Below are 16,202 nucleotides of genomic sequence, written 5' to 3' on the forward strand. Positions count from 1 at the left end.
TTGGTTAAGTGGTGAGGACCCCCACCGTGTGGTGGGGGTCCTCGTGAATGGTTGTCCGGCGGTGTCCTACTCTCCCACACTCTCTCGGGTGCAGTACCATCGGCGCTGTGGGTCTTAGCTTCCGGGTTCGGAATGGGACCGGGCGTTTCCCCCACGCTATGACCGCCGTAACCCTGTGTCCCGTCCCCGCCGGTGGCGGGGTGGGAAGCGTGTGGGTCCGTGGTCGGACTGTATTCGGTTGTGGCGGCTCCCCCGGGGGGCGGGGGGTTTGTTGTCTGGGGACCGTAGAGTGGACGCGTGGCAGTGTTCTCTCCGCACCCCCGGGTGTGGGGGTGGTGTGTTGAGGTTGTCGGCCTATTAGTACCGGTCGGCTTCGCAAGTCTTCAGTCCTTGCTTCCACGTCCGGCCTATCAACCCAGTGGTCTGCTGGGGGCCTCTCGGACCAGAGGTCCATGGAAATCTCATCTTGAAGCGGGCTTCCCGCTTAGATGCTTTCAGCGGTTATCCCATCCGAACGTAGCCAACCAGCCGTGCACCTGGCGGTACAACTGGCACACCAGAGGTTCGTCCGTCCCGGTCCTCTCGTACTGAGGACAGCCCTTCTCAGATTTCCTGCGCGCGCAGCGGATAGGGACCGAACTGTCTCACGACGTTCTAAACCCAGCTCGCGTACCGCTTTAATGGGCGAACAGCCCAACCCTTGGGACCTACTCCAGCCCCAGGATGCGACGAGCCGACATCGAGGTGCCAAACCATGCCGTCGATATGGACTCTTGGGCAAGATCAGCCTGTTATCCCCGAGGTACCTTTTATCCGTTGAGCGACGGCCCTTCCACGAGGTGCCGCCGGATCACTAGTCCCGACTTTCGTCCCTGCTCGAGATGCCTCTCTCACAGTCAAGCCCCCTTGTGCACTTGCACTCGACACCTGGTTGCCGACCAGGCTGAGGGGACCTTTGGGCGCCTCCGTTACCCTTTGGGAGGCAACCGCCCCAGTTAAACTACCCATCAGGCACTGTCCCTGACCCGGATCACGGGCCGAGGTTAGATGTCCAAAGCGACCAGAGTGGTATTTCAACGATGACTCCACCCGGACTGGCGTCCGGGCTTCACAGTCTCCCACCTATCCTACACAAGCCGCTCCGAACACCAATACCAAACTATAGTGAAGGTCTCGGGGTCTTTCCGTCCTGCTGCGCGTAACGAGCATCTTTACTCGTAGTGCAATTTCGCCGAGTTCACGGTCGAGACAGCGGGGAAGTCGTTACTCCATTCGTGCAGGTCGGAACTTACCCGACAAGGAATTTCGCTACCTTAGGATGGTTATAGTTACCACCGCCGTTTACTGGGGCTTGAATTCTCCGCTTCGCTCCGAAGAGCTGACGGGTCCTCTTAACCTTCCAGCACCGGGCAGGAGTCAGTCCGTATACATCGTCTTGCGACTTCGCACGGACCTGTGTTTTTAGTAAACAGTCGCTTCCCCCTGGTCTCTGCGACCCCTACCCGCTCCCCGCAGCGCGTGCGGTTCACGGTTGGGGTCCCCCTTCTCCCGAAGTTACGGGGGCATTTTGCCGAGTTCCTTGACCGTGATTCTCTCGATCGCCTTGGTATTCTCTACCTGATCACCTGTGTCGGTTTGGGGTACGGGCGGCTGGGACCTCGCGTCGATGCTTTTCTCGGCAGCATAGGATCACCCGATCCCCCCGTGAGGGGGTCCCGTCAGATCTCAGGCTTCGTGCGCGGCGGATTTGCCTGCCGCGCGCCCTACATCCTTGGACCAGGTCTACCATCGCCTGGCCGGGCTGCCTTCCTGCGTCACACCTGTTAATACGCTTGCCTCGCAGCTCTGGGTCCCGCGCGCACCCCCCGGTGCAGGTCCCGAAGGACCCGCGGTGGGGGGGATTGGGCGGTCAGCATCGGCTGTCCGGCATGGGCGGTCCTTCGCCGGTACGGGAATATCAACCCGTTGTCCATCGACTACGCCTGTCGGCCTCGCCTTAGGTCCCGACTTACCCAGGGCAGATTAGCTTGACCCTGGAACCCTTGATCATCCGGCGGACGGGTTTCCCACCCGTCTTTCGCTACTCATGCCTGCATTCTCACTCGTGCGGCCTCCACCACTCGGTCACCCGGCGGCTTCGCTGCCCGCACGACGCTCCCCTACCCAGCCCCACCCCTGAACCACGAAGGCTAGGGTTCACGTGGGACTGCCACGGCTTCGGCGGTGTGCTTGAGCCCCGCTACATTGTCGGCGCGGAATCACTTGACCAGTGAGCTATTACGCACTCTTTCAAGGGTGGCTGCTTCTAAGCCAACCTCCTGGTTGTCTGGGCAACTCCACATCCTTTCCCACTTAGCACACGCTTGGGGGCCTTAGCCGGTGGTCTGGGCTGTTTCCCTCTCGACTACGAAGCTTATCCCCCGCAGTCTCACTGCTGCGCTCTCACTTGCCGGCATTCGGAGTTTGGCTGACGTCAGTAACCTTGTGGGGCCCATCGGCCATCCAGTAGCTCTACCTCCGGCAAGAAACACGCAACGCTGCACCTAAATGCATTTCGGGGAGAACCAGCTATCACGGAGTTTGATTGGCCTTTCACCCCTACCCACAGCTCATCCCCTCCATTTTCAACTGAAGTGGGTTCGGTCCTCCACGACGTCTTACCGTCGCTTCAACCTGGCCATGGGTAGATCACTCCGCTTCGGGTCTAGACCACGCCACTGAACGCCCTGTTCAGACTCGCTTTCGCTACGGCTCCCCCACACGGGTTAACCTCGCGACATGGCACTAACTCGCAGGCTCATTCTTCAAAAGGCACGCCATCACCGGTACAGCGCCCAAGGGCGCAGCCGGCTCTGACGGTTTGTAGGCGCACGGTTTCAGGTACTGTTTCACTCCCCTCCCGGGGTACTTTTCACCTTTCCCTCACGGTACTGGTCCGCTATCGGTCATCGGGTAGTATTCAGGCTTATCAGGTGGTCCTGACAGATTCGCACGGGATTCCTCGGGCCCCGTGCTACTTGGGGACATCCGCAAGGGCGGCAGACAAGCGTTACGGCTACGGGACTCACACCCTCTCCGGCCGGCCGTTCAAGACCGTTCGCCTACACTCCTGCACCACACCCCCGGCCACCGGCAGATGACCGAAGCAGAGCCCCACAACCCCCGACGCGCAACCCCTGCCGGGTATCACGCACGCCGGGTTTGGCCCCATCCGCGTTCGCTCGCCACTACTGACGGAATCACTGTTGTTTTCTCTTCCTGCGGGTACTGAGATGTTTCACTTCCCCGCGTTCCCCCCACACCGTCTATGCGTTCAACGGCAGGTCACCACACCACCTCTCGGCGCATGGCGGGGTTTCCCCATTCGGACACCCTGGGATCACAGTCCGGTTATCGACTCCCCCAGGCTTATCGCAGATTCCCACGTCCTTCATCGGCTCCCGATGCCAAGGCATCCACCGTGCGCCCTTGGAAACTTCAACACAGAAGAAAACCAAGGACACCCACACGGGGCGCCCTACAAATTCAATTCGGCAAAACAACACCGCGCCACCCCGCCCCGGCCCCGGGACACGCCCGGGAACAGGGACAAACGGCGACGCGGCAGAAGAAATTGCTAGATGCTCGCGTCCACTATACAGTTCTCAAACAACAAACCACTCGACCCGCACCACGGCGCGCGCACAGCGCACCGCAGCCCAGGAAGGCAGCCACCAGGGCTGTTGCCCCAGGACCCAACAGCGTGCCAAGGACCCCACCCCCACCCGGGCACCCCCGCGCTCTCCAGCCCACCCCGACAAGGCCGGGGAGGGCGTACTGGCGCACAGGGCACACCGTGCAGGGCACGGGCCACGAATCCGTTGACGTTCCACCCATGAGCACCCACCGGAAGACATGCGCTCCCGCAGCGGGCATTCACCTGGCACCGGACGCACCGGCCTGTGCAGGCCGGCACCCCAGATGCGAGGGGCTCCTTAGAAAGGAGGTGATCCAGCCGCACCTTCCGGTACGGCTACCTTGTTACGACTTAGTCCCAATCGCCAGTCCCACCTTCGACGGCTCCCTCCCACAAGGGGTTGGGCCACCGGCTTCGGGTGTTACCGACTTTCGTGACTTGACGGGCGGTGTGTACAAGGCCCGGGAACGTATTCACCGCAGCGTTGCTGATCTGCGATTACTAGCGACTCCGACTTCATGGGGTCGAGTTGCAGACCCCAATCCGAACTGAGACCGGCTTTCTGGGATTGGCTCCACCTCACAGTATCGCAACCCTTTGTACCGGCCATTGTAGCATGCGTGAAGCCCAAGACATAAGGGGCATGATGATTTGACGTCGTCCCCACCTTCCTCCGAGTTGACCCCGGCAGTCTCCCATGAGTCCCCACCCGAAGTGCTGGCAACATGGAACGAGGGTTGCGCTCGTTGCGGGACTTAACCCAACATCTCACGACACGAGCTGACGACAACCATGCACCACCTGTGAACCGGCCCCGAAGGGAAGCCCCATCTCTGGGACGGTCCGGCACATGTCAAGCCTTGGTAAGGTTCTTCGCGTTGCATCGAATTAATCCGCATGCTCCGCCGCTTGTGCGGGCCCCCGTCAATTCCTTTGAGTTTTAGCCTTGCGGCCGTACTCCCCAGGCGGGGCACTTAATGCGTTAGCTGCGGCGCAGAAACCGTGGAATGGCCCCCACACCTAGTGCCCAACGTTTACGGCATGGACTACCAGGGTATCTAATCCTGTTCGCTCCCCATGCTTTCGCTCCTCAGCGTCAGTTACAGCCCAGAGACCTGCCTTCGCCATCGGTGTTCCTCCTGATATCTGCGCATTTCACCGCTACACCAGGAATTCCAGTCTCCCCTACTGCACTCCAGCCTGCCCGTACCCACTGCAGACCCGGGGTTGAGCCCCGGGCTTTCACAGCAGACGCGACAAGCCGCCTACGAGCTCTTTACGCCCAATAATTCCGGATAACGCTCGCGCCCTACGTATTACCGCGGCTGCTGGCACGTAGTTAGCCGGCGCTTCTTCTGCAGGTACCGTCACTTGCGCTTCTTCCCTACTGAAAGGGGTTTACAACCCGAAGGCCGTCATCCCCCACGCGGCGTCGCTGCATCAGGCTTCCGCCCATTGTGCAATATTCCCCACTGCTGCCTCCCGTAGGAGTCTGGGCCGTGTCTCAGTCCCAGTGTGGCCGGTCACCCTCTCAGGCCGGCTACCCGTCGTCGCCTTGGTAGGCCATCACCCCACCAACAAGCTGATAGGCCGCGAGCCCATCCAAGACCGCACAAGGCTTTCCACCCCCCACCATGCGATGAGGAGTACTATCCGGTATTAGACCCAGTTTCCCAGGCTTATCCCAGAGTCAAGGGCAGGTTGCTCACGTGTTACTCACCCGTTCGCCACTAATCCACCCCCGAAAGGGCTTCATCGTTCGACTTGCATGTGTTAAGCACGCCGCCAGCGTTCATCCTGAGCCAGGATCAAACTCTCCGTCAAAAAAACAGAAACCAGCCGGACAGACGGGAAAACGCCCACCCCGGCCAGCAAATCCAAAACTGGCAAAAACAAGACGACCACACCCACGGGGGTGGGCAGGCCGCCCAATGTATCAACCAAAAAAATGGCATCAACGAACTTGGCACACTATTGAGTTCTCAAACAACAGACCGCTTCGGGTGTTTCCCCGGTGTTCACCGGTTATTTCCCCGCGCTTCGGTCCCCTACTTTATCGGACCGATCTTCCCGAATCAAATCGGACTCCCCTGCCGTTCCGGCTCAGGAACGTCGGGCAAGCCGACGCTTCCGAGGTTCTCCCGGACCATGATTCAAGGGTTCCCGCCCGGGCCTTCGCCCCGGCGGCTCGGATTACTTTACTCCTCCCACCGCCTCGGCGCAAACGGCCGCGACGCCCGGGCGTGTCGCGCTTCCAGCGGAGCGCGCATGGCGCCCCGCTGGTCCAGCGCAGGGCTTCGCTCAGCCCTCGAGGACCGCGGTGGCGAGACTCTTCTTTCCTCGCCGCACGAGGAAGTACCGACCGTGGAGGGCTTCCTCGGCAGGGACGACGGCCTCCGGGTCGGTCACCTTCGCGTTGTTCACGTAGGCGCCGCCCTCCGAGACGGTCCGGCGGGCCGCCGACCTGCTCTCCGCGAGACCGGTCGCGACGAGGAGCTCGATGATCCCGAGCTGGTCGGACGTGACTGCGGCGGTGGCGAGCTCAGCGGTCGCCGCCGCGAGCGTGACCTCGTCCAGGACTCCCAGATCCCCGTTGCCGAAGAGCGCGGCCGAGGCCGCGATGACCTTCTCGGTTGCCTCCACGCCGTGTACGAGCGACGTCACCTCGAAGGCGAGCCGCCGCTGCGCCTCACGGGCGAAGGGCCGCTCTGCGACCGCCGCCTCGAGCGCTTCGATCTCCGAGCGTGTGAGGAAGGTGAAGACCTTGAGCCGGTCCACGACATCGGCGTCGGCCGTGTTGAGCCAGAACTGGTAGAACGTGTACGGCGAGCACATCGAGGCGTCAAGCCAGATGGCGTTGCCCTCGCTCTTGCCGAACTTCGTCCCGTCCGAGTTCGTGATGAGGGGCGTCCCGAGCGCGTGCACGGCCTTGCCCTCGACCTTGCGGATGAGCTCGGTTCCGCTCGTGAGGTTCCCCCACTGGTCCGAGCCGCCCGTCTGGAGCATGCATCCGTACTGCCTGAACAGCTCGAGGTAGTCCATGCCCTGCAGGATCTGGTAGCTGAACTCGGTGTAGGAGATGCCCTCTTCCGATGCCAGCCGCGAGGCCACGGCGTCCTTGCGGAGCATGGTCCCGACGCGGTAGTGCTTGCCGACCTCGCGCAGGAAGTCGATGGCGCTCAGCGGCGCGGTCCAGTCGAGGTTGTTGACCATGCGGGCCGCATTGTCCCCCTCGAAGGAGAGGAAGCGCCGGACCTGGGCCTGCAGGTAGCCGACCCACTCGGAGACCGTGTCCTTGGTGTTCAGCGTCCGCTCGGCCGTGGGCCGCGGATCACCGATGAGCCCCGTCGAGCCGCCGACAAGCCCGAGCGGACGGTGGCCGGCAAGCTGGAGGCGGCGGAGGAGGAGGAGCTGGACGAGATTCCCCAGATGCAGGCTCGGCGCCGTGGGATCGAATCCGCAGTAATACGTGATCGGCTCTCCCGCGAGGAGCTTCTCGAGCTCCGACTCATCGGTCGAGACGTGCACGAGGCCACGCCATTTGAGCTCCTGGAAGACGTTCGGGAAGCTCGGGTCGTTCTTCTGCGAGTCGAGTACTGTCTGCGGCACGGCTTCTACCGTATCAGCGAAGGGGCTCACGGCTCCCGTTCGATCCCCTCCGGGACCTCCCCCGTCGCAATGAGGCGGAGCCGCTGCGTGGGACGCGTCATCGCGACGTACAGGTCGCCCACCCGGCCGTGCACGTCGTCGAGCATCTCCTCGGGTTCGAGCACGACCACCGAGTCGAACTCGAGGCCCTTTGCCTCGCGGGGGTCGAGCACCACGATGTCCTGCTCGAAGCTGCCCGCTCCCCCGCCGACGCGGCGACCGTAGACGCCGCGCAGCGCCTCCCGGGCCCGCTCCGCAAGGGCGCCCGCCGCGATCACGGCGACCAGACCGCCGTCGGCCGCCGCAAGCTCCTCGCCGAAGACCTCGACGAGGCGGGCCACTGCCGCGCCATCGGGGTCCCGGCCTGCCGCCACCCGGTCCACGACCGGGGCCCAGCGGCCCTCCCGCACGGCCTTCGGCGCGGACACGACAAGGCCCGCGGCTGCCGCCATGCGCGCGGCCGCCTCCGCGATCTGGCGCGGGGTGCGGTAGTTCACCGTGAGCTCCTCGAGGGCCCAGCGGTCGCCGAAGAAGGGGTCGAGGGCGCGGCTCCACGAGGACGCCCCCGCCGCAGCGGAGGTCTGGGCGATGTCGCCGACGATCGTGAAGGACTTGAGCGGGCAGCGGCGCACGAGCATGCGCCACTGCATGTGCGAGAGCTCCTGGGCCTCGTCCACGATGATGTGGCCGTACGCCCACGTGCGGTCGCTCACGGCGCGCTCGGCCGCGGTGAGGCGCGCCTCCCCGCCCTGCTGGTAGGCGACGAGCTCCTCCGCCTCGACGACGCCGTCGAGCCCCTGCTCCCGCAGCGCCTGGTTGACGTTGTTGAGCGTCTGCTGGGCGTTCTCGAGGTCGCGTCGGCGCTCTGCCTCGCGGCGGGCGGCCTCATGGCCCGCCGTCGCGTCGAGCTCGCCGAGGAGCTCGGCGGCCTCGTCGAGCAGCGCGACGTCCGCCTCGGTCCACGCAGCGTCCGCGGGCCGGCGGAGCAGGTCCCGCTCCTCAGGCGTGAAGCCGGCCGCGACCGCGTCGAGGATGCTGCGCTTGCCGAACAGCTCCGAGACGAGCTTCTCCGGCGTCATCGGCATCCAGCACAGGTTGACGGCGATCCGCACGTCCCGGGACTGGCGCACGTCCTCGGCAAGGTAGGAGCGGTCCGCGTTGTTGCCCACGCTGCTGGCCTCGACCTTGGACTGGAGCTGCTCCGTGAGCTCGCGCAGGAGGATCTTGACGAACGTGTTGCGCGCCTCGTTGTACGGCTTCCCGGTGCTGCGGGCCTTGTCCCGCGCCCGGCGGACCTGACGCGGGGTCAGGAGGAGCCTGTAGCCCTCCACGTCCAGGATCCGGTCCCCTGCCGGGACGCGCTGGCGGTTGGCGACAGCGGCCGCGATGAGCCCGACCATCCGCGACGAGCCCTTGAGCGCGGCGACGCGCGGATCGGCCTCCGGGACGGCGGAGATGCCGGGCATGAGCCTGCCCACGCTGGACATCACGACGCCGGTCTCGCCCAGGGAGGGCAGCACGCGCTCGATGTACTTCATGAAGGACGACGACGGCCCCACAAGCAGCACGCCCGCGCTCTTGAGCCGCTCCCGGTGCGAGTAGAGCAGGTAGGCCGCGCGGTGCAGCGCGACGGCGGTCTTGCCCGTTCCCGGGCCGCCCTGGACCACGAGGGCGCCCGCGAGAGGGGCGCGGATGATGCGGTCCTGCTCGGCCTGGATGGTGCTGACGATGTCCGCCATGTGGCCCGTGCGCTTGGAGTTGAGCGCCGCGAGGAGCGCGCCCTCGCCCTGGTGGGACGTCGCGCCGTCGAGCATCCCGGCATCCAGCACGTCGTCCTCGATCGCCTTGACCTCGCGGCCCTGGAGGATGAGGTGGCGGCGGCGGCGCACGCCCTGCCGGTCGAACGCGGTTGCCTGGTAGAAGTGGCTCGCCTCGGGGGCGCGCCAGTCCACCATGAGCCGGCGGAGGTCCTCGGTGCTCAGGCCGATGCGGCCGATGTACTGCTCCTGCCCGTCATCCAGGTCCAGGCGGCCGAACACGAGGCGGTCCTCGACGGCGTCGAGCTGGGCGAGGCGGTCCTCGTACATGGCCGCGAAGGCGTCACGCTCTGAGACGTTCTGCATCGAGCCGATCGCGCCGGCCTTCCGGACGGCGTCCAGCTGGCGCCGCTTCTCGGCGCGCAGCTCGTCGAGGCGCGTGTAAAGGCCCTTGACGTAGTCCCGTTCGTGGACCAGATCGGCGTCGAGCATCGGTGCGTTCCCCTTTGATGAAAAGCTGGACCGTCCATTCTACAGCGATCCCGATGAACTCACGCGAAACCGCGCTGTCACGCCTCCCCCGGGCGCCGTCACGCCGTCCCGCGGGAGCTGCCCGGCGCCGTCGGGCCGAGGAGGGCCCGGCCGCTCAGGAGGGGATGCGCTGGAGGGAGTGCACGTGGCGCCCGGCGAGGGCACCCCGCCCGCCCAGGCCCTCGAGCTCGAGGACGACGCCGACCCCGGCCACGCGCGCCCCGCACCGCTCGACGAGCCGGGCAGCGGCCCCGACCGTGCCCCCCGTGGCGAGGACGTCGTCGAGGATGAGGACCCGGGCGCCCGCGGGGATGTCGGTCGTGTGGACTTCGAGGGTGGCCGTGCCGTACTCGAGGGCGTAGTCCTCGGCGTACACGGTGCGCGGGAGCTTGCCGGCCTTGCGGACAGTGAGCATGCCGGTGCCGGTGGCGTAGGCGGCGGCGCCGGCGAGGAGGAAGCCGCGCGCCTCCACCCCCGCGACGAGGTCGAACGTGCCCGCGAAGGGCTCGATGACGGCGTCGACCACTGCGCGCAGCGCGCCCGCGTCGGCGAAGACGGGAGTGAGGTCCTTGAAGCTGACCCCCGGCTGCGGGTAGTCGGGGACGGTCGCGCACAGCCTGTCCAGGATGGCCTCGACAGTCGTCTGGGAAGGCCCCGGCGCGGGCCGCCCCGGGGAGACTGCGGTAGCTGGGGGGCGCGCGGGGTCAGGGGTCTGCTCATTCACCCGCTCCACGTTACCGAAAGTTCATGTCCACATAGCCGGGATCGGCCTCCCGTGTGGGGCCCCGCGGTGCTTCACTTTCTCCCATGCACCACACGCTCACGTTCGCCGCGCACGGCGTCCGTCTGCTGCCCCTCTCGCCCCTGCACGCAGAGCAGCTCTTCGCGGCGGTCGACGCCGAGGCGTGGTCCGGCATGGCCGCGCGCCGCCCCGAGTCGGTCCAGGAGCTCGCGGAGCTCTTCGCTGCCCGGCTCGCCGATCCGTCCGCGCTGCCGTTCGCCGTCGCTGCGGAGCCGACGGGCGCGCTCGCCGGCACCACGGGGCTCTACGACGTCGACGAGCGCCTCGGGCGCGCGGAGGTCGGCGGGACCTTCCTCGCCCGCCCGTACTGGGGCTCCGGTGCGAACGCCGCCTCGAAGCTGCTCCTCCTCGGCCATGCCTTCGAAACGCTGGGCCTCCACCGCGTGGCGTTCCGGGTGGACACGCGCAATGGGCGCAGCGCGCGGGCGCTCCTGCGCCTCGGGGCGGTCTACGAGGGAACCCTGCGCTCGCACCGGCCCGACCACGGCGGCCTGGGCCGCGTGGATGCCGCGGTGTACTCGGTGCTCGACGCCGAGTGGCCGCTCGTGCGGGCACGCCTCCTCGCGCGGCTGGCGCCCCACGAGGCGCCGGCCGCACCCTTCGGGGCCGCCTGAACCCGCAGCCCCGGTCGCCCTGCAGCTCTGGTCTTCCCGCAGCACAGGGGCATGACAGCCGCAAACGGGTGGGGCTAGGGGCGCGGCCTCGCCTTCGCCGGCCGGTACGGGGAGACGCTGGGCTCGCCGGGCAGCCAGAACCGCCACGGATAGTCCGCGCTCCCGCCGGGGCCGGCGACCCCGACCCGCGGGCCGGAGAGGACCCCGGCGGCGCGGTGGGCCGGCGGATCGAGGCGGAACTCCCCGCCGTCGAGCGCCGCGCCATTGTGCCCACGGCCGATCGCGAGTGCCTGCGTGAGCCGGGCGGGACCGCGGGCGAGCTCGGAATCACGCTTGGCCGAGGTGCGCCGGGACCGCGCGAGGCCGAGCCCCTCCACGATCTCGCCCGCCCGCAGGAGGCAGCCGGAGGAGCTGCCCGCCGGCCCGCACACCACGTTCGCGCAGTAGTGCATGCCGTACGTGAAGTAGACGTAGAGGTGGCCCGGCGGGCCCCACATCACCTCGTTACGCGGGGTGCGGCCGTTGTAGGAGTGCGAACCCGGGTCCGGGTGCTCGGAGTCGCGGTGACCGCGGTACGCCTCGACCTCGGTGATGCGCACGGCCACCCCTCCCTCGGGGGTCGTGTGCGTCAGGACCGCCCCGAGCAGGTCGGGGGCCACCGCGACGGGGTCGCGGAGGAGCCAGCGGACGAGGTCGGGCTGGGGCATGGGACTACTTGGCCAGCTGGGCCGCCGGCCAGGGCCCGATCTCCGGGAGGGGCACGGCCTGGCCGGCCCGCTCGGCGCGGACCGCGGCGTGCTCGACCGGCCGCCCCGCGAGCCACGCGACGAGGTCGGTGAGGCGCCCGTGGAGGTCCACGGCGTCGTCACCGTCCCCGAGGAGCTGCGGCGCGCCGCCCTCGGGGTGCAGGACGAACCGCATGCCGGCCGGAACGCGCGGGGCGAGGAACTGGGCGAGGTGCTCGCAGAACTCAGGCTCCCAGCCGTGGTGGGACTCGCCCGTGCCGAGGTCGGTGCGGTGGATCACCAGCTCGCGCCACAGCGCGAGCCCGCCGTCCCGCACCGCGCCGTCGCGGTAGGAGATGGGCCGCTCCCAGTCACGTCCCTCCAGCGTGCGGAAGGCCGCCAGCGCGCGGTCCAGCGCCGCGGAGGTCCGCTCGCGGTGCTCGTCGGCCGACGACGGCGCGCCCTCCTCGATCTCACGGTTGCGGCCTTCCGCTCCCCCGTCGTAGAGCGGGATGAGCTCGCCGCGCGCGGCGTACTCGAGCTGGCGGGCCATGCCGTTGCACACGCCCGCCACGTGGGCCAGGACGTGTCCGCGGGTCCAGCCGGGCAGGACCGAGTCCTTCGGCACGGACTCTTCGGCGAGGCGGTCGAGTTCAGCGCGGAAGCCCTCTGCCGCGCGCTCGATCCCGGCGAGGAGACGGGCGTTGTCTGGGTTCTGGGCAGCCATGGGGCCAGCGTACCGCCGCCCCGCGACACCCGCGGGCGGCGGGTCTATCCTGAGGCCGTGCACGGCGGCGAGGCTCCCATGCCCGCGGTGGTGGTCCCCCTTGAGGCGCTGCGGGCCGGCATGGTGGCCGAGGCGGGCGGCAAGGCCGCGAACCTCGGAGAGATGCTCGCCGCCGGCTTCGCTGTCCCGGGCGGCTTCTGCGTCATGACGCCGGCGTACCGCGACGCGCTCGAACGGGCGGACGCCCGCAGCCTCGCCGAGGCGGTGGACAGCGAGGACGACGACGCACGGCGGCCCGGGCTCGCGGCCCGCCTCCGGGAGCTGCTCGCCAGCGCGGGCCTGGCGCCGGCGACGGAGGCCGCGGTCCGCGCCGCCTACGAAAGGCTCTCGCAGGCCCCCGCCCCCGGCGTTCGCGGAAGCGACGCCATCCACGGCGGTGACGGAATTCCGGTGGCCGTGCGCTCGTCCGCGACGGCCGAGGACCTCCCCGGGGCGAGCTTCGCGGGACTGCAGGAGACCTTCCTCAACGTGGTCGGCGCCGACGCGGTCCTCGACGCGGTGCGGCGCTGCTGGGCGTCCCTGTGGACCGACCGGGCAGTGGCCTACCGCCGGGCGGCGGGCTTCCAGGGCGCGGAGGCGGCGCTCGCCGTCGTCGTCCAGCCGCTCGTGGACGCCGCGGTGGCCGGCATCCTGTTCACCGCCGACCCCGTCTCCGGCAGCCGGACCCGCATGGTGGTCGAGGCGAGCCCGGGTCTCGGCGAAGCGGTCGTCTCGGGCGCCGTGGACCCGGACCGGTTCGTCGCCGAGGCGGCCACGGGGCAGCTCCTCGAGAGCCGGGCGGGTTCCAAGGGACTCGCAGTGCGGCCGGCCGCCGGCGGGGGAACCGAGCGCGTGGCCCCTGCCGGGGACGCCGGCCCGCTGTGCCTGGGCCCCGGCGAGGTCGCGGAGCTCGCCGCGCTCGGGCGGCAGCTCGAGGCGCACTTCGGCTCCCCGCAGGACGCCGAGTGGGCGCTCGCCGCGGACGGCACGCTCTGGCTCACGCAGACGCGGCCCATCACGACCCTGCACCCGATCCCCGTCCGTCCGTCTGGCTCACCAGCGGGCGGCGTGCGCGCATGGTTCTGCTTCTCCCTCGCCCAGGGGCTCACCCGGCCCCTGACGCCGATGGGCATCGCATCGCTCAAGGCCGCAGCCGGGAGCATCGCCGCCCAGGCCGGCCTCGCGCCGTCGGACGCAGACGCCGGCCCGTCGGTCGTCCAGGCAGCCGGCGGGAGGCTGTTCGTCGACGTGACCACGGTGCTGCGCAGCCGCGTGGGCCGCCGGCTCGCCCCGCGCGTCCTCGACGTCATGGAGGCCCGCTCCGCCGGGATCCTGCGGCGCCTCTCCGCAGACCCGCGCTTCCCGCTCGAGATCCGCACTCCCCTGCCCCTGGCGCGGCGGGTCGTGTCCCTCGCCGTGCGCCACCACGTCCCCGAGACGCTCGTGCGAGCGCTCGTCCGGCCGGCCGCGGGGCTCGCCCGGGTGCAGCGGTTCGGCGCGGTGCTCGAGGAGCGCCTCGCCCCGGGCACGGGCGGGCCCGCCGCGCGCCTGGACCGCGCGCGGGACCTGCTCGCCCGCGAGGCGTTCCCGATCGTCCCGGCCACGCTCCCCGTCGCGGCGGCCGGATTCGTCTGCGCCGGCCTCGCATCCCTCCTCCTGCGGGGGACCGCGCGGCCGGGCGAGCTCCAGGACGTGCTGCGCGGCCTGCCGAACAACCCCACGACCGAGATGGACGAGGAACTCCGCTCCCTCGCCGAACGGGTACGGCGCGAGGCGCCCGCGGAAGCGGACGAGCTTGCAGGCCACGATGGCGGCGAGCTCGCTGCCCGCCACGCGGCCGGCACGCTCCCCGAGGTCCTCGCCGACGGCATCGCGGCGTTCCTCGGGCGGTACGGGCACCGGGCCGTGGCCGAGATCGACGTCGGGATGCCGCGGTGGCGCGAGGAACCCGGGCCGGTCCTGTCGATGGTCTCGAGCATGCTCCTCGGCGACCCTGCCAAGGACTCCTTCGCCTCGGCCGCCCGCGCCGGCGAGGACGCCGCGCGTTCGCTCGCCTCGCGGGCACGGGACCGGGGGCGGCTCCGCGGCGCAGCCGTCGCCGCGCTCCTCGCGCGGGCGCGGGCCCTCGCCGGCCTCAGGGAGCAGCCCAAGTTCTACCTCGTGCGGGTCTTCGATGCAGCGCGCACCGAGCTGCACGCCGTCGGCCGGCACCTCGCCGAGGCAGGCGTCCTCGACGACGCCGGAGACGTCTTCTTCCTGGACTTCGCCGAGGCACGCGCGGCACTCGCGGCGGCCTCGGCGGGTCACGGTCCGGGAAGGGCGGAGGACGACGGCGGCGCGCGGCTGCGCGGCACCGTCGCCGCCCGGCGGGCGGACTACGCGCGCGAGCTGCGCCGGCGCCACGTCCCGCGCGTCCTGCTCTCCGACGGCAGCGAGCCGGAGGCCGTGGCCTCCGCGACGACCCCCGGGGAGGCTGGCGTGCCCGCTGGCACCGCCCTTGCCGGCGTCCCGGCCTCGGCCGGCACCGTGACGGCAGCGGCGCGCGTCGTCCTGGACCCGAGCGCGGCCTCGCTCGCCCCCGGCGAGGTGCTCGTCGCGCCCTCGACCGATCCGGGCTGGACACCCCTGTTCGTCACGGCGGGCGCCCTCGTCATGGAGATGGGCGGGGCCAACTCGCACGGTGCCGTCGTGGCGCGCGAGTACGGGATCCCCGCGGTCGTGGGCGTTCCGCGGGCCACCGAGCGGATCCGCAGCGGCGACCGCATCGAGGTCGACGGCGCCGCGGGGACGGTGCGGATCGTCGCCCCCGCCGGCGGCACGGAGGGAAGCAGCTAGAGGCCCTCGAAGACGTCCGTCAGGAGGGGCAGCCCGCGCGCCCGCGGCGGCCAGGCCTGGACGAAGTGCTCGTGCGCCGCGGCCTTGATCCACGCCTCCCGGCTCGCGGGGTGGTCGAAGAGGGACAGCCGCTGGCTGCGGTGCTCCGCGAGGCCCGCGACGACCCGTTCGGCCACCGCGCTGGTGTCCACCTGGACGTGGATGTCCTCGTCCGGGATCCCCCGGAAGTGGTAGAGCCGCGTGGGGTCCCACGGCGGCATGCCCGCCGCCTGGCGCGCCCGGTTGATCTGGAGCCAGGTCGACTGGGTCAGGGCCCAGTGCAGCAGCCGTCTCAGGCCCGGGCCGCCGTCCTCAGTCAGGGAGGCGAACGCCGCGTCCGTCGCGCGGCCGATCGCGAGGTGGTCAGGGTGGCCCGTGACGCCGTCCGGCCCGAACGTGCACACGACGTCGGGCCTCTCCTCGTCCATGATCTCCCGCACGCACCCGGCGAGCGCGGCCGGGTCCGCCTCGGCGAGGAAGCCGTCGTCGTACCCGAGCCACTCGTGCCGGTCCGGTCCGCGCCCGTGGGCGCGCCACGCCAGGTCGTCCTCGCCGCGCCGCACCTGCCCGAGCGTCGCTGGCGTCGCGTCGACCTCCGGCGCGATGAGGCCGGCGGCGCCGTCCGTCGCGTGGACCAGCACGAAGCGGAACGCCGGCTCGTGCGCGTGGAGCGCCACGGAGCCGGCGATCCCGTACGCGTCGTCGTCGGGGTGCGCGACGACGAGCATGAGCGTGCGCGGATGCACGCACCCATGATGCGCCGCGGCGGCCGTCCCCGGAAGGGGACGGCCGCCGAGGAGCGAGCCCGG

8 protein-coding genes and 3 rRNA genes are annotated in these 16,202 nt (G+C 69.4%); 2 read left to right on the plus strand and 9 right to left on the minus strand.

The genetic code is table 11. The annotated features are described in order from the left end of the window. Nucleotides 1-53: 53 nt before the first annotated feature. The 6 genes from rrf to ABCQ75_RS15485 all read right to left on the minus strand — a co-directional run bounded on the left by rrf (nucleotide 54) and on the right by ABCQ75_RS15485 (nucleotide 10,240). A 5S ribosomal RNA gene (rrf, locus tag ABCQ75_RS15460) occupies nucleotides 54-170 on the minus strand. 167 nt (nucleotides 171-337) lie between these two features. Then, nucleotides 338-3,482: ribosomal RNA gene (locus ABCQ75_RS15465) — 23S ribosomal RNA — on the minus strand. A gap of 496 nt (nucleotides 3,483-3,978) precedes the next feature. Then, a 16S ribosomal RNA gene (locus ABCQ75_RS15470) occupies nucleotides 3,979-5,500 on the minus strand. Together the 16S, 23S and 5S rRNA genes form the textbook arrangement of a ribosomal RNA operon. A 477-nt stretch (nucleotides 5,501-5,977) precedes the next feature. Beyond that, a complete protein-coding gene (tyrS, locus tag ABCQ75_RS15475) occupies nucleotides 5,978-7,285 on the minus strand; it encodes a tyrosine--tRNA ligase (protein WP_345886547.1) in 1,308 nt (435 codons plus the stop codon). A gap of 26 nt (nucleotides 7,286-7,311) precedes the next feature. After that, the gene (locus tag ABCQ75_RS15480; protein WP_345886548.1) at nucleotides 7,312-9,573 is read right to left on the minus strand and encodes a HelD family protein; all 2,262 of its coding nucleotides are present in this window, start codon (nucleotides 9,571-9,573) and stop codon (nucleotides 7,312-7,314) included. 154 nt (nucleotides 9,574-9,727) lie between these two features. After that, entirely contained in the window at nucleotides 9,728-10,240 is a 513-nt protein-coding gene (locus ABCQ75_RS15485) for an adenine phosphoribosyltransferase (RefSeq protein ID WP_345886558.1), read from the minus strand. A gap of 179 nt (nucleotides 10,241-10,419) precedes the next feature. Here ABCQ75_RS15485 and ABCQ75_RS15490 point away from each other — a divergent pair, with 179 nt between their 5' ends. Further along, nucleotides 10,420-11,028, plus strand: coding sequence for a GNAT family N-acetyltransferase (locus ABCQ75_RS15490; protein ID WP_345886550.1), 609 nt, complete (start codon nucleotides 10,420-10,422; stop codon nucleotides 11,026-11,028). Nucleotides 11,029-11,102: 74 nt separating this feature from the next. Here ABCQ75_RS15490 and ABCQ75_RS15495 read toward each other — a convergent pair whose 3' ends face one another. Both ABCQ75_RS15495 and ABCQ75_RS15500 read right to left on the minus strand, forming a co-directional pair. Beyond that, the gene (locus ABCQ75_RS15495; protein ID WP_345886552.1) at nucleotides 11,103-11,735 is read right to left on the minus strand and encodes a DNA-3-methyladenine glycosylase; all 633 of its coding nucleotides are present in this window, start codon (nucleotides 11,733-11,735) and stop codon (nucleotides 11,103-11,105) included. A 4-nt stretch (nucleotides 11,736-11,739) separates the two neighbouring features. After that, a complete protein-coding gene (locus ABCQ75_RS15500; protein ID WP_345886553.1) occupies nucleotides 11,740-12,480 on the minus strand; it encodes a maleylpyruvate isomerase family mycothiol-dependent enzyme in 741 nt (246 codons plus the stop codon). Between the two features lie 57 nt (nucleotides 12,481-12,537). Here ABCQ75_RS15500 and ABCQ75_RS15505 point away from each other — a divergent pair, with 57 nt between their 5' ends. Then, on the plus strand, nucleotides 12,538-15,354 hold the full coding sequence (locus ABCQ75_RS15505; protein WP_345886555.1) for a PEP/pyruvate-binding domain-containing protein: 2,817 nt from the start codon (nucleotides 12,538-12,540) through the stop codon (nucleotides 15,352-15,354). Here the strand turns inward: ABCQ75_RS15505 and ABCQ75_RS15510 are convergent. Then, nucleotides 15,351-16,139, minus strand: coding sequence for a PIG-L deacetylase family protein (locus tag ABCQ75_RS15510; RefSeq protein ID WP_345886556.1), 789 nt, complete (start codon nucleotides 16,137-16,139; stop codon nucleotides 15,351-15,353). The genes ABCQ75_RS15505 and ABCQ75_RS15510 overlap by 4 nt on opposite strands. Nucleotides 16,140-16,202: the final 63 nt, after the last annotated feature.

Origin of the sequence: Sinomonas halotolerans, assembly GCF_039615075.1 — a bacterium.
Taxonomy (GTDB): Bacteria; Actinomycetota; Actinomycetes; order Actinomycetales; family Micrococcaceae; genus Sinomonas; species Sinomonas halotolerans.

Bases quoted from the DNA above. Each gene is read 5' to 3' on its own strand.
- ABCQ75_RS15500 (WP_345886553.1), bottom strand. From the start codon at position 12,480: ATGGCTGCCCAGAACCCAGACAACGCCCGTCTCCTCGCCGGGATCGAG.
- ABCQ75_RS15490 (WP_345886550.1), top strand. From the start codon at position 10,420: ATGCACCACACGCTCACGTTCGCCGCGCACGGCGTCCGTCTGCTGCCC.
- ABCQ75_RS15480 (WP_345886548.1), bottom strand. From the start codon at position 9,573: ATGCTCGACGCCGATCTGGTCCACGAACGGGACTACGTCAAGGGCCTT.
- ABCQ75_RS15495 (WP_345886552.1), bottom strand. From the start codon at position 11,735: ATGCCCCAGCCCGACCTCGTCCGCTGGCTCCTCCGCGACCCCGTCGCG.